At 62.9% G+C, this 21,724-nt stretch carries 19 protein-coding genes; 11 read left to right on the forward strand and 8 right to left on the reverse strand.

From position 1 onward, the window contains the following. Positions 1-126: 126 nt before the first annotated feature. On the reverse strand, positions 127-1,032 hold the full coding sequence (locus tag ACWTU9_RS13285; protein WP_455858651.1) for a LysR family transcriptional regulator: 906 nt from the start codon (positions 1,030-1,032) through the stop codon (positions 127-129). A 169-nt stretch (positions 1,033-1,201) separates the two neighbouring features. Here ACWTU9_RS13285 and ACWTU9_RS13290 point away from each other — a divergent pair, with 169 nt between their 5' ends. From ACWTU9_RS13290 to ACWTU9_RS13310, 5 genes are all read left to right on the forward strand, one after another. Beyond that, complete coding sequence (locus ACWTU9_RS13290; protein WP_455858652.1) at positions 1,202-2,278, forward strand: class I SAM-dependent methyltransferase; 1,077 nt, start codon at positions 1,202-1,204, stop codon at positions 2,276-2,278. Between the two features lie 39 nt (positions 2,279-2,317). After that, positions 2,318-2,617: a putative quinol monooxygenase gene (locus ACWTU9_RS13295; RefSeq protein ID WP_454586976.1), complete on the forward strand. Its 300-nt coding sequence runs from the start codon at positions 2,318-2,320 to the stop codon at positions 2,615-2,617. Positions 2,618-2,756: 139 nt separating this feature from the next. Further along, entirely contained in the window at positions 2,757-3,395 is a 639-nt protein-coding gene (locus ACWTU9_RS13300; RefSeq protein WP_455858653.1) for a DUF1326 domain-containing protein, read from the forward strand. A 9-nt stretch (positions 3,396-3,404) separates the two neighbouring features. Beyond that, positions 3,405-4,268, forward strand: coding sequence for a DUF2182 domain-containing protein (locus ACWTU9_RS13305; RefSeq protein WP_455858654.1), 864 nt, complete (start codon positions 3,405-3,407; stop codon positions 4,266-4,268). 123 nt (positions 4,269-4,391) lie between these two features. Beyond that, positions 4,392-5,837 (forward strand): DUF5939 domain-containing protein, encoded by a 1,446-nt coding sequence (locus ACWTU9_RS13310; protein ID WP_455858655.1) that lies wholly within the window; start codon positions 4,392-4,394, stop codon positions 5,835-5,837. 190 nt (positions 5,838-6,027) lie between these two features. Here ACWTU9_RS13310 and ACWTU9_RS13315 read toward each other — a convergent pair whose 3' ends face one another. Continuing rightward, positions 6,028-6,186: a hypothetical protein gene (locus ACWTU9_RS13315; protein WP_454586980.1), complete on the reverse strand. Its 159-nt coding sequence runs from the start codon at positions 6,184-6,186 to the stop codon at positions 6,028-6,030. 186 nt (positions 6,187-6,372) lie between these two features. After that, entirely contained in the window at positions 6,373-6,675 is a 303-nt protein-coding gene (locus tag ACWTU9_RS13320) for a DUF982 domain-containing protein (protein ID WP_454575040.1), read from the reverse strand. A gap of 193 nt (positions 6,676-6,868) precedes the next feature. Between ACWTU9_RS13320 and ACWTU9_RS13325 the strand changes: the two genes are divergently transcribed. The 5 genes from ACWTU9_RS13325 (at position 6,869) to ACWTU9_RS13345 (ending at position 14,475) form a co-directional block, all read left to right on the forward strand. Continuing rightward, on the forward strand, positions 6,869-7,930 hold the full coding sequence (locus ACWTU9_RS13325; protein WP_455858656.1) for a glycosyltransferase family 4 protein: 1,062 nt from the start codon (positions 6,869-6,871) through the stop codon (positions 7,928-7,930). Between the two features lie 43 nt (positions 7,931-7,973). Beyond that, a complete protein-coding gene (locus ACWTU9_RS13330) occupies positions 7,974-10,136 on the forward strand; it encodes an amylo-alpha-1,6-glucosidase (RefSeq protein WP_455858657.1) in 2,163 nt (720 codons plus the stop codon). A 133-nt stretch (positions 10,137-10,269) separates the two neighbouring features. Further along, positions 10,270-12,051: an alpha,alpha-trehalose-phosphate synthase (UDP-forming) gene (locus ACWTU9_RS13335; RefSeq protein ID WP_455858658.1), complete on the forward strand. Its 1,782-nt coding sequence runs from the start codon at positions 10,270-10,272 to the stop codon at positions 12,049-12,051. Continuing rightward, a complete protein-coding gene (gene otsB, locus ACWTU9_RS13340) occupies positions 12,048-12,818 on the forward strand; it encodes a trehalose-phosphatase (RefSeq protein ID WP_455858659.1) in 771 nt (256 codons plus the stop codon). The genes ACWTU9_RS13335 and otsB overlap by 4 nt, the downstream gene beginning before the upstream one ends. A 199-nt stretch (positions 12,819-13,017) precedes the next feature. After that, positions 13,018-14,475 (forward strand): NCS1 family nucleobase:cation symporter-1, encoded by a 1,458-nt coding sequence (locus ACWTU9_RS13345; protein WP_455858660.1) that lies wholly within the window; start codon positions 13,018-13,020, stop codon positions 14,473-14,475. Between the two features lie 20 nt (positions 14,476-14,495). Here ACWTU9_RS13345 and ACWTU9_RS13350 read toward each other — a convergent pair whose 3' ends face one another. The 5 genes from ACWTU9_RS13350 to tpiA form a co-directional block, all read right to left on the reverse strand. After that, complete coding sequence (locus ACWTU9_RS13350; RefSeq protein ID WP_455858661.1) at positions 14,496-15,062, reverse strand: DUF1697 domain-containing protein; 567 nt, start codon at positions 15,060-15,062, stop codon at positions 14,496-14,498. A gap of 16 nt (positions 15,063-15,078) precedes the next feature. After that, positions 15,079-16,716, reverse strand: coding sequence for a CTP synthase (locus ACWTU9_RS13355; protein ID WP_455858662.1), 1,638 nt, complete (start codon positions 16,714-16,716; stop codon positions 15,079-15,081). A 154-nt stretch (positions 16,717-16,870) separates the two neighbouring features. Further along, positions 16,871-17,989 carry a L,D-transpeptidase gene (locus ACWTU9_RS13360; RefSeq protein WP_455858663.1) on the reverse strand — a complete coding sequence of 373 codons (1,119 nt, stop codon included), beginning with the start codon at positions 17,987-17,989 and terminating at the stop codon, positions 16,871-16,873. A 201-nt stretch (positions 17,990-18,190) separates the two neighbouring features. Further along, the gene (gene secG / locus ACWTU9_RS13365; RefSeq protein ID WP_455858664.1) at positions 18,191-18,676 is read right to left on the reverse strand and encodes a preprotein translocase subunit SecG; all 486 of its coding nucleotides are present in this window, start codon (positions 18,674-18,676) and stop codon (positions 18,191-18,193) included. Between the two features lie 198 nt (positions 18,677-18,874). Next, positions 18,875-19,645, reverse strand: a complete 771-nt coding sequence (gene tpiA / locus ACWTU9_RS13370; protein ID WP_455858665.1) for a triose-phosphate isomerase — start codon at positions 19,643-19,645, stop codon at positions 18,875-18,877. Between the two features lie 146 nt (positions 19,646-19,791). Here tpiA and ACWTU9_RS13375 point away from each other — a divergent pair, with 146 nt between their 5' ends. Continuing rightward, positions 19,792-21,687 carry a peptidyl-prolyl cis-trans isomerase gene (locus ACWTU9_RS13375; RefSeq protein WP_455858666.1) on the forward strand — a complete coding sequence of 632 codons (1,896 nt, stop codon included), beginning with the start codon at positions 19,792-19,794 and terminating at the stop codon, positions 21,685-21,687. Positions 21,688-21,724 lie beyond the last annotated feature (37 nt).

Here is a 21,724-nt window from a genome sequence, read left to right on the forward strand (position 1 = left end):
TCCCATTTTTTGAGGGGCACAGTTGCCCCATTCATGGGTTCGCCGGACATTGCGGTCAGTTACATCGACACGAAGATGTGATCGTATGTTGCCTGTTTGACTGGCGCGGAAGGCGGAACCGCGGACCTACAGACCAGTCGATTCCGCCGTCATCGGTATGTGCCAGTCATACTCCATCACCGCTTTGGCAAATGCCGAGATGGCGGGCGATGGCGGGCGGTCTGCGACGGAAACCAGCGACACCTCGCGCACGATCTCGGGATCGACGACTAGCCGGTGGCAAACGCCGGGCTGGCTCGCCGAGAATTCGGCGATGAAGCAAACACCCATTCCGGCAGCGACCATGGCCAGGATCCAGTCCTCGCGCTCGCTGCGGTAGGCGCTCTTGATCTCGAAGCCGAGGTTTTGGCAGAGCTCGTCGATATGATTGCCGTATTCGCAGTTGATGCGCTCGAGATAGGGCTCGCTGCGCACGTCGGCGAGTTGTAGCGTGTTGCGCGTCTCGAATGGATGCCCTGTTGAGAAGGCGAGCCCGAAGCGCTCCGCATAGACCGGCTCCGCTTTCAGCCGGGGGTCGAAGGGCTCGGGCCGCGCCAACAGCGCGATGTCCAGCTTGCCCTTCAGCAGAAGATCGGAGAGGTGGTCGGCGGCGCCTTCGATCACAGTCACATGAATGCCGGGAAAGCGCTCGCGAAACGCGTTGAGGAAACCGATAAAGCGCAGCGGGCCGATGGTGCACATCACGCCCAGCGTCAGCGGCGCGGCCTCCAGCGACAGGAAGCTTCTGGCGGTGCGTTTGGCATGCTCAGAGCGCTGCGCGATCTCGTCGAGGTGGCTTCGCATCAGCCGGCCGAAATCGCTTAGTTGGACATGGCTCTTGTCGCGATGGAAGAGCAGGCCGCCGAGTTCCGCTTCCAGCTTCTGTATGGCGCGGGTGAGCGCAGGCTGAGTGATATGCACCAGGTCGGCCGCCTGGCGAAAGTTGAGCGTCTGGCAGGCGGCCAGAAAATAACGAATTTCGTGCATTTCCATGACACATCCCCGCTGATGCCCGGCATGCATCGCCGCAATCAGAACTCGGCATTATCGGCGGGTGCTATCCTTAGGTAAACTTTCCCCGCTGTCCATGGGAGACCCTCCCGGTGGCCGAACCAGGTGCCGCCATGGCGAGTGTTTGGGACCGAGCCGGAGGAGAAAGCCGATGCTGGAGCGCAACAAGGAGAAACAGCCCGACCAGGAAAAACTGGAGGCGCTGCTTGGAAAGATGGTCGGCGATCTCGGTGCCATCACCACTGGGGCGGCGGTGTTGTTGGGCGACAGGCTCGGCCTTTTCGCGGCCATGAGCAAGGGCGGCAATATGACTGCCGGACAGCTTGCCAAAGCGACCGGGACACAGGAGCGTCTGGTCCGCGAATGGCTTTCCGCGCAGGCGGCCGCCGGCTATGTCGAATATGACGGGGCCGGCGACAGCTTCTACCTCAGCCCCGAGCAGGAACAGGTCTTCGTCAATGAAGACAGTCCGGCCTTCATGGCCGGCGCCTTCGAGGTCGTCTCGACGCTGTGGCTTGACGAAGAAAAGGTGCGGCAGGCGTTTCGCTCGGGCAAGGGACTGGGCTGGCACGATCACAGCGCCTGCCTGTTCCGCGGCACGGAACGGTTCTTCCGGCCCGGCTACAACGCCAATCTGATCGGCTCCTGGCTGCCGGCGCTCGATGGCGTGGCCGAGAAGCTGGAGCGAGGCATAGACGTTGCCGACGTCGGCTGCGGCCACGGCGCCTCGACCGTGCTCATGGCCAAGGCATTCCCGAATTCGCGCTTCACCGGCTTCGACTATCATGCCCCGTCGATCGAACGGGCGCGCGCCGCTGCCAAGGAGGCCGGCGTCGCGGGTAACACACGCTTCGACGTGGCGGCGGCCAAGGATTTTCCGGGCACCTACGATCTCGTCGCCTTCTTCGACTGCCTGCACGACATGGGCGATCCGGAGGGCGCTGCCAGGCATGTGCACAAGGCCCTGAAGCCGGACGGCACCTGGATGATCGTCGAACCCTTCGCCCACGACCAGCTTTCAGCGAACCTCAATCCGGTCGGCCGCATCTATTACGCCGCCTCGACCTTCATCTGCACGCCTGCCTCGCTGTCGCAGGAGGTTGGGCTCGGGCTCGGCGCACAGGCTGGCGAGGCCAGGCTGCGCAAGGTGGTTACCGGCGGCGGCTTCCGCCGCTTCCGCCGCGCCACCGATACGCCGTTCAACATGGTTCTGGAGGCTCGCCCGTAAACCCGGTTGATCCAAGTTAGCTATGGGTTGGAGGAAGGCATGACTGCTTACAACGTCGTCCGGTTCCGCACCAAGGCAGGCAAGGAACAGGCCTTCATCGATGCCCACAAGAAGGCGAGCCTCGACGTCAAGGGATTTCGAAAGGCCGCGCTGATCAAGACCGGCGACCGGACCTTCTGCGTCGTCGGAGAATGGAACGACATGGACAGCCTCGCAGCGGCGCGGCCGCAGATGATCGGCCTTCTCGATACGATGCGCGACATGCTGGAGGATCTCGGCGGCGACCTCGGCGTGACCGACCCGGTCTCCGGCACGTCCGTCGTCGAGATCCGGCCCTGAAGTGGCCCAACTGCAGGTTTGATGTGCACCCCTCGACCACCAATGTGGGGGCCAATCCATCAAAGCCAGCGACGCACGAACTGCTGGAGCGCGACCAGACTTCGACGTATAATCAGGCCCAATCTTCGGAGGATGAGCCATGAATGCAGTGCCTCAATGGCGGCTCGCAGGCGACTGGTTCGACATCTGCAGCTGCGACATCCCTTGCCCTTGCGAGTTCGCCCAGCGGCCAACCGGCAATCACTGCCAGGGCGTGCTCGCCTGGCATGTGAGTGAGGGTCAGTATGGCGGCGTGAAGCTCGACGGCCTGACGCTGGTGGCGCTCGGCGAGTTCGAAGGCAATCTATGGGCCGGCGAGGCAAGGGCTGTGATGGGCATGTATCTCGACGAGAAGGCGGATGATGCGCAGCGCGAAGCCCTGCAGGCGATCTTCGGCGGCCACGCTGGCGGCTGGCCCGCGGGCTTTGCCGCAAATATCGGCGAGATGCGCGGCATGGAGTTTGTTCCGATCACTTTCGAGGTGGCGGGCGACCTGGCTACCTGGCGGGTCGAAATTCCTGGCCTCGTCGTTGGGCGCGCAGAGGCGCTTTCCGGCCCCACCACACCACCTGGCAAGCGGGTGCAGACGATCAATCCGCCGGGTTCGGAGGTCGGCCCGGGCCAGGTTGTCACCTGGGGGCGTTCTGTCGAGTTGAGCACCAAAGGCTTTGGGTTCGACTGGACTGGCACGGCCCGCTCGAGCAAGCACATCCCGTTCGACTGGACCGGCCCGAACTAGGGCATAACAATGGCTAACGCGTTCCCCAGGAAATCGCGGCTGTTCACCCGGAATCTGCGCGGCATCCCTCTCGGTCTGCTCGCATCGCTCGTCGGGCTGACAGCAGTGGCGTGGGCGCTCACCCTCTACCAGACCTTCAGCATGGATATGCCCATGGGCATTGCTGTGCGCGGCGGCATGGAGGGTATGGAAGGCATGGCCGGCATGGCGATGGCGGGAATTGCCGCCGACGGCTGGTCAGTTGCCGGTGCCGCCGCTTTTGTCGCTGTGTGGACCGTGATGATGGCAGCCATGATGCTGCCAGCTGCGGCGCCCATGATATTTATGTTCGCGGCGGCGCAGGCCAGGCGCGAACAACACGTGGCCATCCCGACGTGGACCTTCGTCGCGGGCTATCTGCTCGTCTGGGCGGCGGCGGGCGTTGTCGTCTATGTCCTGGTCCGGCTCGGTAGCGACGTTGCAACTAACCTCGATCCGCCCCAGCGTTCGAAATGGGCACCGCTCGCGCTCGGTGCCACGCTTGGCGTCGCCGGGCTCTACCAATTCACGACCCTCAAGCACATTTGCCTCAGCCATTGCCGTTCGCCGCTCGCTTTCGTTGCGCAGCACTGGCGCGACGGGCGTGTTGGCGCGTTCAAGATGGGACTGCGCCACGGTCTCTACTGCTTTGGCTGCTGCTGGGCGCTGTTTGCCGTGCTGGTCGCAACCGGCGTCATGAGCGTCGCCTGGATGCTGCTTTTGACGCTGCTCGTCTTCGTCGAGAAGCTGCTGCCCCGTGGCCACCGCTTCGAAGGTAGTTTGGGCATTGCGCTAGTGGCCCTCGGGATCGTTGTATCGCTCGGGGCGATCGATATGCCTTGGATGGGAGGCTAGACGAGCAGGAGAATAAGCATATCTGCTGTGCCGGCAGACGCTTTCGGCGGCACCCCATTCGCATCGCGCTGGTTTTTTTTAGTAGGCTGTGGCGCGGCAAGGCGGCAAGGTTGAGGATCCGGCGTGACGGTAGTCGACGATCGTCTTCTCGAAAGCTGCATGACCAAGGTGGAGCAGGCGCGAGCCTGGAGCCCACGCGTCATCTCGAAATTCGAGACGCTGATCAGAAGTGCCGACGACCACTCGCTCTATCGCGTCAATCCGCTGAGCTTTGCTCGTGACCGCGCAATCGCCGAGCCTGAAGCAATCGACCTCTTCCTTCATGCCGCCCGCTGTGGCTTGTTCGACATGAGCTGGGATGTGCTCTGTCCCCAGTCCGGGATGGTGCTCGACAGTTTCGGCGCCCTGCGCACGCTGAAGACCCACTACGTTTGTGGCCTGTGCGACGTATCGGGCGACACCGACCTCGACGACTTCATCGAGGTCACCTTTTCGGTGTCGCCGAAGTTACGGCGCCTGCCGTATCACGACCCCGAGACGCTCCCGGTCGAGGATTTTCACTGGAAGCTCCACTTCGGACATGACGGGCGTCTACCGGGGCAAGACGTTCGCTTTCTTGACGTTCTGCGCGGCTTCATCAGGGGCATGACGTTCCTGCCGCCCGGCACCACCACAGTGCTCCGCGCCGAAGTAGGACCGGGCGCCCTTGCGGGCGTCAACGTGCGGACACAGGCCGCATTCGCCGTGCCAATATCAGGCAATCCGGTGGCGGCACCGACAGTTCTGAAGATCGATTATGATGGCAAACGCTTCCTGCCGGCATTGCCCGCCGTGCCACCTGGCCCGATCGTCATGGAAGTGGCAAATACTGGGCCAGTGCGCGGTTCGTTGCTCGTCATCAACTGGCCGCCCGAGCTTGTCGCGCTGACCACCAAGCCGGCGCTCGATTTCGACCCTTATGTTTCCGGTGGAGCGCTGCTTGCGCGGCAAACCTTCCGCCAGCTCTTCCGGTCCGAGCGTGTCGACGAGAAGGAGGGGCTCGGCATCCGGCAGATCACCTTCCTGTTCACGGACCTCAAGGGCTCGACCGCCATGTATGAGCGCCTGGGTGATCTCAACGCCTATGCTTTGGTCCGCGAGCATTTCGCTCTGGTCAACGCGACGGTTCAGCAACATTCCGGAGCGGTGGTCAAGACGATTGGCGATGCGGTGATGGCTGTATTCTCGCAGCCGTCGGATGCGATCTCGGCTGCACTTCACATCCTTGACGAGATCGATCGCTTCAACGGCGACCATGACGGGCCGGGGATCATCCTCAAGATCGGGGCCCACTGTGGGCCATCGATCGCCGTCACGCTCAACGAAAACCTCGACTATTTCGGCCAGACCGTGAATGTCGCCGCGCGCGTGCAGTCCCTGGCAGAAGGCGGACAGATCTGCATTTCCGAGGCGCTCCACTCCGCGCCCGGGGTTAGCGAAATGCTTGCCGGCCATCGCGTCGAGGCTTTTGACGCGCCTCTTCGAGGTGTGGAGGGTGATGCAACTGTCTATCGCATTATGCGGGGATAGACATCGACCGCATCGAACTGGGCCGTGCCGGCATACAGATGCTGATGAAACGCATCGGGGATCCGAGCGCAAACATTGTGCGCGTCAACATCGGCGTGCAATTGGTCGAACGCGCCACCGTCGGCCCGGTGCGAAAAAAGTCCCTATAAGGGCATCTGTCGGTATAGCCACCCGATAGACGGGGAACGGGTCAATTCGAGCGTCTGTCGACGTAGGTATAAACGCCGGCCCCAATGGCGACCGCACCGACCGTGATCACGATCGACGGTGCGCCCATCAAACTGGCAAGGATCGCCCAGATAAGGGCAATGACGATAGCGCCGAGCGTTCCCAGGATCAGTCTCGGCAATGTCTACCCTCCACGTATCGCCCGTTTGTGGATTGGCCGTCCAACCACCGGTCATGCGAAACGCCGCATGAAAGCACAGTGCAGGCCATGAGGTGAAGGGCTGCGCGGGAATACTATGGTGCGAAAAAGATGATGTCCGCGCCGCCACGGCCCGGCTTGAATCGCCAAAAAGTCTGTGGCCGTAGCCTAACGGCGCAGCGCGTAGACGTCCGCCATGCTTTCGCCGCCCATCGGCATCGCCATATCGTCGTCGAGCAGGCGGGTGATGCGGGCAAAGCCCGTAAACGCCTTCCTGGCTTCTTCGGCCGACATTCTGCCCGACAGGGCTGCGGAGCAGCAATTCACGGCACATTGATAGACCGGTCCACGCCGTCCCACCGGCCACTTCTGCAGAAAGACCATCGCCTCGGCAACGCTATCGACTTCCTCTATGGGGTGTCCCTGCCCGCGCGCGATGCGCACCGGCGTAAAGAAATGCAAGCGGTTCATTTTGTTCTCTCCCTGGTCGGCCGCAGTGCGAACCAACCTTATGAAATTCGCGAACAGCGAGTTGGTTCCCGCTCGTTGCAAAAAAATTGACGCTGTTCGAGCCGAGATTGCCGGGTGACGTCTTTTGTCCGGAACGTTACGCCCGCTGATGCATTTCGCTCCCGTACTCGCCTTTTGAGGGACAGTTCAAACCATGCGCATAGCCCACGTCGCCCCGTTGCATGAATCCGTGCCACCCAGACTCTATGGCGGCACCGAGCGCATCGTTTCCTATCTCACCGAAGGGCTGGTCGAACTCGGCCATGAGGTGACCCTGTTTGCCAGCGGCGACAGCCACACCTCTGCCAGACTGATACCCGGACGCGAGCGTGCGCTGCGCCTCGATCCCCGCCCGCTTAAGTCAGAGACAGCAGCCCATCTTGCGATGCTGGCCGATGTGAGGAATCGCGCCGATGAGTTTGATATCATTCATTTTCATCTCAGCCATTTCCTGCATTTTTCGTTCTTCGAGAACATGCCGGGCAAGACGGTGACGACGCCGCATGGCCGGCTGGACTATGTCGAGCTGGCGCCGGCGTATGAGCGTTTTCCACGCTTTCCCCTGATCTCCATTTCGCGCAGCCAGAGAACCGGGCTCGCAAACGCCAATTGGCTGGCCACCATCCATCACGGACTGCCGACCGGCCTCTATCAGCCGACACTGGAGCCGGCGACGGACGAACCATACCTTGCCTTCCTCGGCCGGCTGTCGCGCGACAAGCGGCCGGACCGCGCCATCGACATCGCCTTGCGCTCGGGCATGAAGCTCAAGCTGGCGGCCAAGATCGGCGATGACGACCGTGCCTATTTCCACAAGACGATCGAGCCGCTGATCGACGGCAACCGTATCGACTATGTCGGTGAGATTGCCGAGGACGAGAAGGCTGAATTCCTCGGCAATGCGGCCGGGCTCCTGTTTCCGATCGATTGGCCGGAGCCGTTCGGCCTTGCCGCGATCGAGGCGATGGCGTGCAGTACGCCAACCATCGGCTGGAACTGCGGTGCGTTGCCGGAAGTCATCGACCAGGGCGTCACCGGCTTTATCGTCAATTCGCGTGACGCTGCCGTCGCCGCGGTGCCGGCCTTGCTGCAGATCGACCGGAGAAAGGTGCGCGCCGTCTTCGAAAAGCGGTTCTCCGCCAAGAGGATGGCCCGTGACTATCTCTCTGCTTATGCGCGCCTGATCGGCATTCCAGCGGAAGCGAAAGCATCTTGAGCGACGGCGGATGCTCCAAAGCCAAAACAGAGATTTGTGACTGATGACCCAACTTGACGAGCGCAAGCTCGACCCCGCCGTGGCCCTTGCCTCCCTGGATGAAACAGCGCCGCGCGAGCCGCACCGGCTGTTCGCCCTGAAGCAAGGCGACTGTTTTGCGGTAGCCGATGCTTATGGCGACATACGCGGCGCCGGCGATGGGTTCTTCCGCGACGACACGCGGGTGCTGTCGGAATTCCGGCTGACCGTCGGCAGCCGGCAGACATCGCTGCTCGGCGCCTCACTCAGCCAGGACAACGTTCTGTTTACCAGCAATTTGACCAACCTGCCGATGCAGAGCGTCGGCGGCCGCGACATCCCGCAGGGCGCCATCCACATCGAGCGCGTCAGGCTGCTGTGGCAGGATCGGCTGTTCGAACGCATCACTCTGTCCAACTACAGTCAGGAGCATTCGGCGATCCGCATTTCGCTGCACTTCGCCGCCGATTTCCGCGACATGTTCGAGGTGCGCGGTTCAACCCGGCCAAAACGCGGCACGGCGCATGCGGCCGAGATAGATGCGACTTCGGTGCTCCTGCGCTACGACGGGCTGGACGGTCTGGCCCGGCAGTCCGCGATCTCGTTTTCGCAGGCGCCGGACCAGCTGAGTGCCGAGCGCGCGGATTTCCTCATCGCGGTGACGAAGCGCAGCAGCAAGGTGTTCTATGTCGAGGTTGGTCCGGAACTGGCCGAGCCACCCGACCGCGACCGGTTCCGGGCGGCCGCGGCGCGCGCCCGCTTCGGCATGCGGGCCAAGCGCCGCCATGGCGCGACGGTGCACAGTTCGGGCCGCGTCTTCAACGATTGGGTGGAACGCGCCCGCGCCGATGTGGCCCTGCTGACCACCGAATTGTCGACCGGCCCTTACCCCTATGCCGGCATTCCCTGGTTTTCCACCGCCTTCGGCCGCGACGGGGTCATCTCGGCGCTGCAGATGCTGTGGCTCAATCCCGGCCTGGCGCGCGGCGTGCTCACCTTCCTCGCCCAGCACCAAGCGACCGAGACCTCGCCGTTCAGCGACTCGCAGCCCGGCAAGATCATGCACGAGACGCGCAAGGGCGAGATGGTGGCGCTGCAGGAGCTGCCCTTCGGCCGCTACTATGGCGGTGTCGACACCACGCCGCTCTACATCCACCTTGCCTGTGCCTATGCCGAGCGCACAGGCGACATGGACTTCATCGCCAACCTGTGGCCGTCTCTCTGCGCCGCCGCCGAGTGGACCGAGGAAGCGAGCCGCGCGACAGGCTTCGTCACCTATCAGCGCGCCGCCGAATCCGGACTTGCCAATCAGGGCTGGAAGGACAGTTTCGATTCTGTCTTCCACGCCGACGGGCGCATTCCCAAGGGTCCGATCGCGCTGGTCGAAGTGCAAGGCTATGTCTTTGCCGCCTTCCGTGGCCTGGCGGCACTCGCCCGCCGCCGGGGAGAGTTCGCCCAGGCCGATCACTGGGAAAACCGCGCCGAAGAGATGCGGATCGCCGTCGAGCGCGATTTCTGGCTCGACGATCTCGGCTTCTATGCGCTCGCCATCGATGGCGCCGGCGACCCCTGCAAGGTGCGCACGTCCAATGCCGGGCATTTGCTCTATGTCGGCCTGCCAGACCCGGCGCGGGCGCAAATGGTCGCCGACCAGCTGCTTTCGGCGTCCTTCCAGTCCGGCTGGGGCGTGCGCACCCTGGCCGACGATGCGGTTCTGTTCAATCCGATGTCGTACCACAACGGGTCGATCTGGCCGCACGACACGGCGATTTGCGGTGCCGGCCTGGCGCGGTTTGGCGAGCGCGACAATGTGGTGCGGCTGATGAGTGGCACGTTCGAATCGGCCGTGCATTTCAACATGCGGTTGCCGGAACTGTTCTGCGGTTTTACCCGCTCGGTCGGCGAAGCGCCGATCGCCTATCCCGTTGCCTGCCTGCCGCAGGCATGGTCGGCGGGGTCGGCCTTCATGCTGATGCAGGCCTGCCTCGGCCTGGAAATCGACGGCTGGAACGGCGAAATCCATGTCACGCGCCCCCGGCTGCCGATCGGCATCGACACACTGACGCTCCGACATCTGGGCGTCGGCGAAAAGAAAGTCGATCTGACTTTCCAGCGGGTCGGCGACCGTGTCGTCGCCTTTCTCGCCGACCGCCATGAAGGGCTGGTTCCGCTGATCGTGCGAAGCTGAGCTGGGTCATTTTCGCGGGAACCGATCGCGGTTTTGTGCGTTGCAACATGACAGCTGCCGGCGGCCAGCCGCCGAAAGCGTGTTCAAATTCAACGAAGAAGAATGGCCGCCGAAGGCGGAGATTGGCACTTTAATGACAGATTATGGCGTCGACATGCTCTGGATCGTGATCCTGGCAAGCCTCGGCCTATCCGCCCTCGCCGTTGTGTTTTCAGTATCCCGGCAGCGCGGCAGCCACCCACCAGCCGCTCGAACGGCGGGCGAGGATGTGGTGGCGGAAGCAGCGCGCAAAGTCATGCGCGAGTTTGAAAAGAACGGCCAGTCCGTCGATGCCGCACTGGTGACGTGGTCACCCGAAACCTTGCGTAAGATCCTCACCGACGACCTGCCGGACGCGCAGGTCATCGTCGTCTCCAATCGCGAACCTTACATTCACAACGTCAAGGATAATGGCGTCGAGCTTGTCGTGCCTGCCAGCGGACTGGTCTCGGCGCTGGAGCCAATCACACGCGCCTGCGGCGGCACCTGGATCGCCTATGGCGGTGGTAGCGCTGACCGCCTCACCGTCGACGAGAACGACCGGTTGCCGGTGCCGCCGGATCATCCGTCCTACACGCTGCGCCGCGTCTGGCTGAGCGAGGACGAATATCAGGGCTATTATCTCGGTTTTGCCAATGAAGGCCTGTGGCCGCTCTGCCATATCGCCTTCACGCGTCCTATCTTCCGCGCCTCGGACTGGGAGGCCTATGAGGCCGTCAACCGCAAATTCGCCGATACGGTGGTGGCCGAAGCGCGCAACGAGCGGCCGATCGTGCTGGTCCAGGATTACCATTTCGCGCTTTTGCCGCGCATGATCCGCGAGCGCCTGCCGGAGGCGATCATCATCACCTTCTGGCATATCCCCTGGCCGAACTCCGAAGTCTTCAGCATCTGCCCTTGGCGGGAGCGCATCCTGGAGGGGTTGCTCGGCAGCTCGATCATCGGCTTCCACACCCAGTTCCACGCCAACAATTTCACCGAAAGCGTCGATCGCTTCCTGGAAAGCCGTATCGAACGCGCCGATGCGGCGATCTCCTATGGCGGGCAGACGACACTGGTGCATGCCTATCCGATCTCCATCGAGTGGCCGGCCGAACTGCTGGCAAAGCTCCCTACTGTCGAGGAATGCCGCAGCCGCCTACGTGACAGGTTCGGCCTGCGGCCTGACGTCAAGCTCTGCATCGGCGTCGAACGACTTGACTACACCAAGGGCATTCTCGACCGCTTTCAGGCTTTGGACGAATTGTTCACGCGCCATCCCGAATGGATCGGCAGACTGGTGTTCCTGCAGATCGCGGCACCCAGCCGGGGCACGCTGCCGGCCTATCAGCAACTGCATGACGAATGCATGCGCTATGCCGACGACCTCAACCAGCGCTATGGCAGCAGTGACGGCTACAAGCCGGTGATCATGGTGGCCGAACATCACTCGCAGGAGCAGGTCTACGAGATCTACCGCGCTGCCGATATCTGCATGGTTACCAGCCTGCATGACGGCATGAACCTCGTCGCCAAAGAGTTCGTTGCCGCGCGCGACGACGAGCAGGGCACTCTTTTGCTCAGCACCTTTGCTGGAGCGTCGCGCGAACTGCTGGAAGCGCTGATCGTCAATCCTTACGACGCGGCTATGATGAGCGAGGCCTTGCAGCAGGCGCTGACCATGCCGCCGGAAGAGCAGCGCCAGCGCATGCGGCGCATGCGCGAGAACGTGCGCGACAACAATGTCTATCGCTGGGCCGGCAGCATGCTGCTCGACGCGGCGCGGCTGCGCAAACGCGGCGATCTCGACCGGGCGACAGGTGCTGCCGAGCGGCCAGCAAGCACCGACACCAACATCGTCTCGCTCGTCGAGCGCATGCACAAGGTGGCATCATGACAAGCCTGCCAATCGCACCCAATCTGCCCGCAGGACAATGGGCGCTTTTCCTCGACATTGACGGCACCTTGCTGGAGCATGCCGCTCACCCGGACGCTGTGTCCGTCAGCGACGAATTGCGCACTCTGCTCGGCGCCATTGACGAACGGCTGGACGGTGCCGTCGCCTTCATCACCGGCCGCTCGGTTGAGGTCGCCGATCGCCTGTTTCATCCCCTGAAGCTGCGCGTTGCCGGCCTCTATGGGCTGGAACATCGGCTCACGCCCGACGGCCCGGTCGTTGCCGCGGATACTCCCGCCGATATGGCTGCCCTTGCCGACGCCATCGAAGCCGAACTGGATGACGGCCAGGTCCATATCGAGCGCAAGGGCCCGATCCTTGCCATCCATACGCGTGCGGCGCCGCATTTGCTGGCCAGGGCCACGCAACTTGTCGAGCAGGCATTGGCCGAACTCCCCAGGGGCTACCGGGTCATTCCGGGAAATGCCGGCGTCGAGCTCATGCCGCTCGAAGCAGCCAAGGGCGCTGCCGTGCGGCGCTTCATGGCAATCCCGTCCTTTGCCGGGAGGCGGCCGGTTTTCCTCGGCGACGACACCGCTGACGAAAACGGTTTCGAGACGATCAATGAGGCCGGCGGCATTTCGATCCGTGTCAAACCGCGCGGCCCCACGGCGGCTCAATACAAGCTCGATGACGTCACCCGCGCGATCGCCTGGCTTGCCGCCAATTTCGAGGCCTCTGCGGTCCTTGACCGGAAAGTGTCCTGATCGCGGCTGTCAGCAGATCGAATCAAGACCGCTGCGATGGCGTCCGCCTGTACAAACGTCAATCGATAAGCGCGATTTGCATTGAATATCTTTAAGGTCAGAGCCGGCAAATGGATTGCTTGCGGGTTCCCCTGCGTCAGGCTTAACCTCCACGCAGCCAACGCGTGAGGGCGCGTGCTGCAAAAAAGGGGACATCGCCATGACAATACAGGGTGCCTCGCCTGACCTCTACAATGAGGATCTGGCTCCGGCAAAAATTCGAAACTGGGGACCGTTTTCCATCTTCAATGTCTGGACGTCGGACGTTCACAGCCTGTGGGGCTATTATCTCGCCGCCAGCCTGTTTCTGTTTTGCGGCGGCTTCGTCAATTTCATCATCGCCATCGGCATCGGCTCGCTGATCATCTATGCACTGATGAATATGGTCGGCTATGCCGGCGTGAAGACCGGCGTGCCCTACCCCGTGCTGGCCCGCGCCTCCTTCGGCATCTGGGGCGCCAACATTCCTGCCCTGGTGCGCGCTATCGTCGCCTGCTTCTGGTACGGCGCCCAGACGGCGGCAGCCTCCGGCGCGATCGTGGCGCTGTTGATCCGCTCGCCATGGTTCGCCGATTTCAACGCCAACACGCATTTCCTCGGCCATAGCGGCCTTGAGGTGATCTGCTTTGTCGTCATCTGGGCGCTCCAGCTCTTGATCATCCAACGCGGCATGGAAACCGTGCGCCGCTTCCAGGACTGGGCTGGCCCGGCCGTGTGGGTGATGATGCTGATCCTGGCGATCTATCTCTGCGTCAAGGCCGGAACCTTCGCCTTCACCAGCGATATCCCAATGGATGTGCTGTTGGAAAAGACCAAGGATGCCGGCGTGCCGGGAACGCCCGGTTCGTGGACGGCACTGTTTGCGGTGGCGGCGATCTGGGTGACCTATTTCTCGGCGCTCTATCTAAACTTCTGCGATTTCGCCCGTTATGCGCCCGACCAGGCGTCGCTGCGCAAGGGCAACATCTGGGGCCTGCCGGTCAACCTCATCCTGTTCTCGCTGGTTGCCGGCGTCACCACCATCGCCGCCTATGACGTCTACCACGAGGTGTTGCTGCATCCCGACCAGATCTCGGCCAAGTTCGACAGTTGGTTCCTGGCAGCACTTGCCGCACTGACATTCGCCGTGGCGACGCTCGGCATCAATGTGGTGGCGAACTTCGTCTCGCCGGCCTTCGACTTCTCCAATGTCTTCCCGCGCCAGATCGACTTCAAGAAGGGCGGCTATATCGCTGCACTGATCGCGCTTGTGCTCTATCCCTTCGCGCCGTGGGAAGGCAGCGCCGCGTCCTTCGTCAACATCATCGGCGCGACGATGGGGCCGATCTTCGGGGTGATGATGGTCGACTACTATCTGATCCGCAAAGGCGAGGTCGATGTCGAGGCGCTCTACCGCGAAGACGGCGAATTCCGCTTCCAGGGCGGCTGGCATGTCAATGCCTTCATCGCCGCCGGCATCGGCGCCGTCTTCTCGTCGATCCTGCCCAACTTCACCAACTGGCTGCCGGACTGGTGGGGCGTCTATGGCTGGTTCTTCGGCGTGGCGATTGCCGGCGCGATCTACTACGTGCTGCGCACCATGGCGCTCGGCGCTGGAGCGAAGACGGCGAAGGCGTGAAATGAGTCAGTAGGGAGTAGTCAGTAGGAAATTGTACTCCCTACTCCCTCCCTACCGACCATCTCAGACAACCTGCGCACCGTGTTCCAGTTGCGGGCAGTGCCTATGCCGAGACGCTTGTGATTCATGGCCGCCAGCAGCCTTGAACTTGGCCGCTCGCGCGAAAACACGACCCAGATATCGCCGTCGACCGACGCCACCTTCTCGTCCTCGGCGGCATACGCCTGTAGCGCGGCGACGCCATCTGCGGGCGCCGGCTTGCGCATGATCCGAACCGCCACCTGATCGCCAGTTTCAGCCGACTCTGCCGGGAATGGATTGCCGGCGGCGAGCTTCAGCCAGTCCTCGGCAGTGCGCACGATGATGACGACATGGCGGCCGAAGGTCTTTTCGAAGGCCGTTTCCAGCCGCTGTTCCAGCCTGGCGATATCCGTCGCCGGCGCTTCGAAGACCAGATTGCCGGTCGCCACAAGCGTGCGCGGGTTCTTCAGCCCGAGGCTTTCGGCCATCGCCTTGAGGTCGGACATGACGACCCGGCGGCCGTCGCCGAGGATGATGCTGTAGAGCAGCGCGACATAGGTCTTCACCGGCGCAGCCAGCGGCCTATACCAGCCGCGACTGGTCCACCGCAGCCGAGATGAAGCTGGCAAACAGCGGATGCGGCTCAAGCGGCCGGCTCTTCAGTTCCGGGTGATACTGAACGCCGATAAACCAGGGATGGTCTGGGTATTCGACCGTTTCCGGCAGCACGCCGTCGGGCGACATGCCGGCAAACACCAGGCCGCAATCTTCCAGTCGCTCCTTGTAGTCGACATTGACCTCATAGCGGTGGCGGTGGCGCTCTGAAATCTGCGTGTCGCCATAGATCTCGGCGATCTTCGAGCCCTTGGTGAGCTCGGCCTGATAGGCGCCGAGCCGCATGGTGCCGCCGAGATCGCCGGTTTCGCGGCGCTTTTCCAGCATGTTGCCTTTCAGCCATTCTGTCATCAGGCCGACGACCGGCTCCTCGGTCGGGCCGAACTCGGTCGACGAGGCATGCTCGACGCCGGCCAGCGACCGCGCCGCCTCGATGCAGGCCATCTGCATGCCGAAGCAGATGCCGAAATACGGCACCTTGCGCTCGCGGGCGAATTTCGCTGCCAGGATCTTGCCTTCGGAACCGCGCTCGCCGAAGCCGCCGGGGACCAGGATGCCATGCACCTTTTCCAGCCACGGCGCCGGGTCTTCCTTCTCGAAGATCTCGCTTTCGATCCAGTCGAGCTTGACCTTGACGCGGTTGGCCATGCCGCCATGCGACAGCGCCTCGATCAGCGATTTGTAGGCGTCCTTGAGGCCGGTATATTTGCCGACGACGGCAATCGTCACCTCGCCTTCGGGATTGTGGATGCGGTTGGACACCGCCTGCCAGGGCTCCATGCGCGGCTTGGGCGCCGGATCGATGCCGAAGGCCGCCAGCACTTCCGAATCGAGGCCTTCCCTGTGGTAGGCCGTCGGCACGTCATAGATGTGCGGCACGTCGAGCGCCTGGATGACGGCGCTTTCCCGGACATTGCAGAACAGAGACAGCTTTCTGCGCTCTTCCTTGGGAATGGCGCGGTCTGCTCGGACCAGCAGGATATCGGGCGCAATGCCGATGCCGCGCAGTTCCTTGACCGAATGCTGGGTCGGCTTGGTCTTCAACTCGCCGGCCGTCGGGATGTAGGGCATCAAGGTCAGGTGGACATAGACCGCATTGTTGCGCGGCAGGTCGTTGCCAAGCTGGCGGATCGCTTCGAGGAAAGGCATCGCCTCGATGTCGCCGACGGTGCCGCCGATTTCGCACAGCACGAAATCGTAGTCGTCATTGCCGTCGAGGACGAAATGCTTGATCTCGTCGGTGACGTGCGGAATGACCTGCACGGTCGCGCCAAGGTAGTCGCCGCGCCGCTCGCGCTCGATGATATTCTTGTAGATGCGGCCGGTGGTGATGTTGTCCTGCTGATTGGCCGAGCGGCCGGTGAAGCGCTCGTAATGGCCAAGATCGAGATCAGTCTCGGCACCGTCATCGGTGACGAAGACCTCGCCATGCTGGTAAGGCGACATCGTGCCGGGATCGACATTGAGGTAAGGGTCGAGCTTTTTGATGCGTGCGCGATAGCCTCGCGCCTGCAAGAGAGCCCCAAGGGCCGCTGCGGCAATGCCTTTTCCAAGTGAGGAAACCACGCCGCCTGTGATGAATACATATCGCGCCATGGGAGTCATCGCTTAACGCGGCCGAATTGATTCCGCCAGAGAAAAAACCGCCGCTGAGGCTTTTTCCAGAGAAGGCGCGATAGTCACGAGGTTCGAGACTGTTGTTTTAGTCAAAACAAAAGGGCCGGCAGAAGCCGGCCCTTTCGGCAGGATTGGGAGAACGTCAGATGATGACGACCTTGGTGCCGACCCTGACACGGCTGTAGAGGTCCATGACGTGCTCGTTGATCATGCGGAAGCAGCCATTGGAGGCGCTGGTTCCGATCGACTGCGGCGCGATGGTGCCGTGGATGCGCAGATGCGTGTCCTTCTTGCCGTCATAGAGATAGATGGCGCGGGCGCCGAGCGGGTTCTGACCGCCGCCGGGCATGCCGTCCTTGTACTGGCCATAGTGCTTGGGCTCGCGCTTCTGCATGTCCAGCGTCGGGATCCAGCGCGGCCATTCCTGCTTGTCGCCGACAGCGACCGTGCCCTTGAACTGCAGGCCTTCGCGGCCGACGGCGATCGCATAACGGCGGGCCGTCGAGGATGATTCGACGAGATAGAGGCGGCGCGCGCTGGTATCGATGACGATGGTGCCGGCGGAATAACCGCTGAATTCGACTTCCTGCGGCACGAATTCCGGCTTCACCTTGAACTGCTTCTTGGCCTCGCGCTTGGCCAGAGCTTGGTCGAGCGCGCGCGTCTCGGGAAGATAGGCAATCGAGGAGGCAGAAGATGTACCACCGAACAGGCCGGCGAACAGACCGCCGCTCTGTGGCTTCTGGCCAGGGGCCTCGCTGCGCAATTCGCTATTGTTGCCGGTCAGCGCGACGTTCATCGCTTCGGGCGGGAGCGGCTCGGCCGACAGGATCGGCTCGATTGGCGCTAGCGGGTCAACCGGCGCAATGATCTTGGTGGTCTTCTTGGCCGACTTGGCGTCGGCGACCACGACCGGCTTGCCCTTGCTGGCCAGGAAGGCCTGGCGCTGGGCGTCGGCTTTGGCTTTTGCCGCCTCGCGCATGGCCAGCTTGCGGGCCTCGAGCGCCTTGGCGCCGGCTGCCGCCTTGTCGGCAGCGATCTTGTCTTCGAGCCTGCTGATCTGAGCCAGATCCTCCGGGCTCGGGTCTTTCTTCTTCTTGAGAAGCTTCAGCTGCGCCGCATCGCTCTTGGCGGCGACGTTGATGACAGCGGTTTTGCTAACCGACGGCGGTGAGGTCATTGCCGGAGTGCCGGCGAAGGCCGCGGAGCTCATGCCGAATACGGCACAAAACCCCATGAAAATGAAGCTGCGAAGCTGCATGGCGAAGATCCGATCGTTCAATGCTTGTTGCCCACGGCGTCGCCCGGCGCCCCCCAAGGGCGCAGAAAGTGCCGCGCGCAATCTATAATCGAAGTGCCGGAGGAGCCTCAAGCGGGAGGCATAGTCGAATCTTCGTGATCATGTGCATTTGCCGCGACTGTGTTGAAACAACAACAGATCGCGGCGTCTGACCTTACCCGACTACTGGTTCGGAACCTGTGGTGTGACCGGTAAGGTGACGCCGTTGGCTGCCGGCGGCGTAGCCGAATCGGTCGCAGGCGGCGTCGCCGGGACCGGAGCCGTCGCAGGGGCTGTGGTGGCGGGAGCGGTGGCCGGAGGTGTCGTGGCGGCACCATTGCCCGAAGGCGCAGCCGGTGCGGTGGTGCCGGAGGGCGGCGTCGTGCCAGGCAACTGGTTGAGCACGCTATTGCCGGCCGGCACGCGGTCGAGAATGTCGATCGGCTTTTCGCCGTAGCGGGCAACGATCGAGAGTGTCAGCGACGTGACGAAGAAAGCCGCGGCCAGGATCGCCGTCGCCCGCGTCAGCGCATTGGCGGCGCCGCGCGCGGTCATGAAACCGGAACCGCCGCCGATGCCGAGACCACCGCCTTCGGAGCGCTGCAGCAGCACCACGCCGACAAGGGCGAGCACGACCATGAGGTGGATGACGATCAGTACGGTTTCCATATTTTATCCTGGCAAGCCCTGCCGCTCCCTGGCGATCAGGGCCGGTGATTTGGAGGCGGCTCCATACAATGCTTTAACGGCATTTCCAAGCCCGTGGCCGGAATATGGGAAGCAATGCGCCCTTTGCAACGATTTCGGCCGCAGCGCGGCGTTTGATCAAGTCGGCGACGGAACTGGTCGGCAACGAAATTTCGGGGCCTACGCGATATTCTCGTAGGCCTCGGCAATGGCGAGAAAATCCGCCGCTTTCAGGCTGGCGCCGCCAACCAGCGCGCCGTCGACATTTTTGACGCCGAGCAGTTCGACCGCATTGGACGGCTTGACCGAGCCGCCATAGAGGATGCGGATCTTGCCGGCCACCGAGGCGCCGAGCCCCTCCGAGAGTTTTTCGCGGATATGCGCATGCGCCTCGGCCACGTCGTCGGCGGTTGGCGTCAGGCCGGTGCCGATCGCCCATACCGGCTCGTAGGCGATGACGGTGTTGGCTGGCGTCGCGCTGGGCGGCACCGAGCCGGCGACCTGGCGCGACAAGACGTCGAGGGCGGCGCCCGCCTCGCGCTCGGCCTTGGTCTCGCCGATGCAGATGATGGCGACGAGACCGGCGCGCCATGCGGCAGATGCCTTGGCCTGGACGGTCGCATCGTCCTCGCCGCGCTGTTCACGGCATTCGGAATGGCCGACAATGACGTGGCTGGCGCCGGCGTCCTTCAGCATCTCGGCCGAGACACAGCCGGTGAAGGCGCCGCTCTCCTTGATGTGGCAATCCTCGCCGCCGGACCGCACCGGCGTGCGCGACAGGATTTCGGCCGCGCGCGACAGCAAGGTGGCGGGCACGCAGACCAGTGCCTCGGTCTCGGCGTCAAGCCCGCTCATGAAGCCGTTGCCGATCATCCTGAGCTCGTTCAGCGAGGCGCTGGTGCCGTTCATTTTCCAGTTGCCGGCAACGAGCGGTCGAATTCCTGGCGTCATGGGATCTGGTTCTCCGGGCGACATTGGGGTCTCGCCCTCCCTACCAAAATCAGGCCACAAAGCAATCGACAGTGAGCCGGAAGGGCGCTATTGCGCTTGTTTCAGACTCGGGCGCACCCGAAAGTGCGGAAAAATCGGAAGTAGCAATGCTTGGTATATTGAGAAGCGCGGCGGGGACCTGGGTCGCGAAGACCCTGCTCTTACTGCTGGTGGCAAGCTTTGCCGCCTGGGGCGTCACCACCCGGCTGGCGGGCGGCTTCCTGGCCGGCCATCACGCGGTCATCACCGCCGGCAGCACCACCGTGTCGATCACCGAATACCGCCTCGCCTACGATCGCCAGATCAACATGCTGCAGCAGCAGATCGGCCAGCGCATCAGCCGCGAGCAAGCCAAGGCCTATGGCATCGATAACCAGGTGCTGGCGCAACTGGTGTCGGGCGCCGTTCTCGACGAACAGGCGCGCAAGCTCGGGCTCGGCTTCTCCAAGGACAAGCTGGCCGAATTGACGCGCCAGGAACCCGCCTTCCAGGGCCCGAATGGCCAGTTCGACCGGCGGCTGTTCGAATCGCGCTTGCGCGAGCTCGGCATGCGGCCGGAGGACTATCTCAAGAACCGTTCCCAGGTGGCGGTGCGCCAGCAGATCGTCGAGGCGGTTTCGGACGGCCTCAAGGCTCCGGACACGTTCTTCAAGGCGGTCGCGCTCTATCGCGGCGAAGACCGCACCATCGACTATCTGACCTTGCCGAAGGCGTTGGTCGAGCCGATCGAGGCGCCATCCGACAGCGTGCTTCAAGCCTATTTCGACGCCAACAAGAAAACTTACGCGGCGCCCGAATACCGGAAATTCTCCTATGTCCGGCTCGAGCCTGAAGACATCATGGATATCAGCGCCGTGACCGACCAGCAGGTCAGCGACGACTACAACAAGAACAAGGGGCGCTACACCACGCCGGAGATGCGCACCATCGAACAGCTGGTGTTCCCGACGCTGGATGCCGCAGAGGCAGCATCCGATTCGCTGAAGACGGGCGCTACCTTCGACAAGATCGTTATCGCGCAGGGAAAGACCCAGGCCGACACGTTGCTCGGCACGCTCTCCAAGGACAAGATCAGCGACAAGGCGGTCGCCGATGCCGCATTCGCGCTTGCCGTCAACGAAGTCAGCCCGGTCGTCCAGGGTACGTTCGGCCCTGTGCTTTTGCGCGTCACCGATATCAAGCCCGAGGTGGTGAAGCCGCTGGCCGAAGTGTCAGACCAGATCCGCAAGGATCTGGCACTGGGCGAAGCAAGCCGCATCCTGCTCGACGTGCACGACAATTACGAAGACACCCGCGCCGCCGGCAGCACGCTGGCCGAAGCCGCCGCCAAGCTGAAGCTCAAGGACGTCACCGTCGACGCCATCGACCGCACCGGCCTCAAGCCGGACGGAACCGTCATCAAGGACCTGCCGGCATCGCCGGACCTGATCAAGGCGGTGTTCGAGGCCGAACCCAACACCGAGAACGAGGCCCTGACCACGACCAACAATGGCTTCGTGTTCTACGAGCTGACATCGATCACGCCGGCGCGCGACCGCACGCTGGACGAGGTTCGCCAGCGGGTGGTGGCGGACTGGACGACAGAGGAAACAACCAAGCGGCTGACCGCCAAGGCCGATGAGCTCGACAAACGCCTCAAGGCCGGCACCACGCTTGACGTCATCGCCGGCGAACTGAAACTTGAAAAGCAGACCAAGCGCGGTGTGAAGCGCGAGGCCGACGATGTCGATTTCGGCAAGGACGGCGCGGCAGCGATGTTCGGCGTCGGCGAAGGCGGCACCGGGCTGATCCCCTCGCCCACCGGCGAAGGCCAGATTCTGTTCAAGGTGGCCGAAGTGTTCGAGCCGGCCGGAGCCGATGCCAGTTCGGTGCCCGACGATGCCCAGAAATCCTTCACGCAAGGCATGTCCGACGATCTGCTCGACCAGTTGGTGGCGCAGTTGCAGACGCAGTACGCCGTCAGCGTGGACCAGGCCGCCGTTGCCCAGGCCTTGGCTCAATGAACGCCTTAACCCAATGAATGTCTTGACCCAATGAATG

The sequence above is a fragment of the Mesorhizobium sp. 128a genome (genome assembly GCF_053848025.1).

Bases quoted from the DNA above. Each gene is read 5' to 3' on its own strand.
- ACWTU9_RS13375 (WP_455858666.1), top strand. From the start codon at position 19,792: ATGCTTGGTATATTGAGAAGCGCGGCGGGGACCTGGGTCGCGAAGACC.
- ACWTU9_RS13300 (WP_455858653.1), top strand. From the start codon at position 2,757: ATGAATGCAGTGCCTCAATGGCGGCTCGCAGGCGACTGGTTCGACATC.
- ACWTU9_RS13285 (WP_455858651.1), bottom strand. From the start codon at position 1,032: ATGGAAATGCACGAAATTCGTTATTTTCTGGCCGCCTGCCAGACGCTC.
- ACWTU9_RS13330 (WP_455858657.1), top strand. From the start codon at position 7,974: ATGACCCAACTTGACGAGCGCAAGCTCGACCCCGCCGTGGCCCTTGCC.
- ACWTU9_RS13290 (WP_455858652.1), top strand. From the start codon at position 1,202: ATGCTGGAGCGCAACAAGGAGAAACAGCCCGACCAGGAAAAACTGGAG.
- ACWTU9_RS13325 (WP_455858656.1), top strand. From the start codon at position 6,869: ATGCGCATAGCCCACGTCGCCCCGTTGCATGAATCCGTGCCACCCAGA.
- ACWTU9_RS13305 (WP_455858654.1), top strand. From the start codon at position 3,405: ATGGCTAACGCGTTCCCCAGGAAATCGCGGCTGTTCACCCGGAATCTG.
- ACWTU9_RS13295 (WP_454586976.1), top strand. From the start codon at position 2,318: ATGACTGCTTACAACGTCGTCCGGTTCCGCACCAAGGCAGGCAAGGAA.
- tpiA (WP_455858665.1), bottom strand. From the start codon at position 19,645: ATGACGCCAGGAATTCGACCGCTCGTTGCCGGCAACTGGAAAATGAAC.
- ACWTU9_RS13345 (WP_455858660.1), top strand. From the start codon at position 13,018: ATGACAATACAGGGTGCCTCGCCTGACCTCTACAATGAGGATCTGGCT.
- secG (WP_455858664.1), bottom strand. From the start codon at position 18,676: ATGGAAACCGTACTGATCGTCATCCACCTCATGGTCGTGCTCGCCCTT.
- otsB (WP_455858659.1), top strand. From the start codon at position 12,048: ATGACAAGCCTGCCAATCGCACCCAATCTGCCCGCAGGACAATGGGCG.
- ACWTU9_RS13360 (WP_455858663.1), bottom strand. From the start codon at position 17,989: ATGCAGCTTCGCAGCTTCATTTTCATGGGGTTTTGTGCCGTATTCGGC.
- ACWTU9_RS13335 (WP_455858658.1), top strand. From the start codon at position 10,270: ATGACAGATTATGGCGTCGACATGCTCTGGATCGTGATCCTGGCAAGC.
- ACWTU9_RS13355 (WP_455858662.1), bottom strand. From the start codon at position 16,716: ATGACTCCCATGGCGCGATATGTATTCATCACAGGCGGCGTGGTTTCC.
- ACWTU9_RS13320 (WP_454575040.1), bottom strand. From the start codon at position 6,675: ATGAACCGCTTGCATTTCTTTACGCCGGTGCGCATCGCGCGCGGGCAG.